Source organism: Pseudomonas sp. R62 (assembly GCF_000257605.1).
In the GTDB taxonomy this organism is placed as follows: domain Bacteria; phylum Pseudomonadota; class Gammaproteobacteria; order Pseudomonadales; family Pseudomonadaceae; genus Aquipseudomonas; species Aquipseudomonas atacamensis.
Window position 1 is genome coordinate 1 of record NZ_AHZM01000943.1, and the last position, 680, is coordinate 680.

Sequence of the window (680 nt, forward strand, 5' to 3'; positions counted from 1 at the left end):
AAATCCACTGTCTTATCTATTTTGGATCTATTCTGTTGCAAAGTGTCTTGATATTTATCGCGTGCCTTAACGTATTCTGGACCTGTACGTAACGAACTCATCCTGCCCAGTTGTGCCTCGGCGATTAAATTTGCATTGGCCAGCGTTCCTAAAAGCTTTTGAACTTGTTCAGAAAACGGGCCGTAGCTAGCTTTTTTAAATTCCAGATCAGTCGCTACACCCAATGCTGTGACCGCATGACAGATCTTTTGGAAAATCGTCCGCCCGACGTTTGGAGAGTAGGGCTGTTGCTCTAGCTGATAAAGCACTTCCAGCAATACAACCCAGTTTGGATTTACTTTTTGGCCCATGACACCTTTGTGGCTTCGATCCTCAAAAAGGCGAGACTGGGCAGGGCTCAAAAACTCCTGTGTGAGTTTGCTTGCCGGAGTGCCGAACGGAGCAAATATTTCCACTGGGATATCTACTTTCGAAAGCATTCTATACATAATAGGTCCTATTAAGTCCCACTCCAGTCCGCCATTACCACACCCAAGTGGGGGGAAGGCTACAGAAGTTACATTCCATGTTTTGTAGTTCTGTACAAAGAGCTCCAAACCTTTCTCGATATCCACTAACTTTGAGGGGGATCTCCAGTGGTCTTTAGTTGGGAAATTTACAATGGAAGTCCCAAGCATATC

At 45.1% G+C, this 680-nt stretch carries 1 protein-coding gene; it reads right to left on the reverse strand.

What is annotated here, in order from left to right; translation table 11 throughout:
• Positions 1 to 680 (reverse strand): macro domain-containing protein (locus OQK_RS01265; RefSeq protein WP_016770754.1); only part of this gene is annotated, 680 nt, incomplete at both ends.